The sequence below is a fragment of the Telluria sp. AZSoR62 genome, assembly GCF_058111565.1.
On sequence record NZ_JBYTST010000257.1, the window covers coordinates 1 to 286 of the forward strand.

The 286-nt window shown below is 62.9% G+C and carries 1 pseudogene; it reads right to left on the reverse strand.

Annotation, left to right across the window (positions count from 1 at the left end):
* Positions 1 to 286 (reverse strand): annotated as a pseudogene (locus tag AC3XQU_RS23720) (hypothetical protein); the annotation flags it as partial.

A 286-nucleotide genomic window follows, 5' to 3' on the forward strand; every position in this document is an offset into this window, starting at 1 on the left:
CGGACCGCGGATGCCCATCCTGTTCTGCCGCATCGGATTCGCCATCCGATGGAACGCGAGCACGACGTCTTCGATCACCGAATCGAAGATTCCCAGCGCGAGGCCGGCGTTGCCGAACATCGCTCCGATGTAGCCGAGGATCGCATTTGCGATGAGCTTCAGACCGGCGTTCACCCAGTCAGGGCTGTGACCACCAGTGACAATGGCACCAGCCAACGCCTTGTGGACAGTCGCCTGCCACTGCCCGATACCCGAGACACCGGTGCGTTGCGCGTTGCGCCAGGTG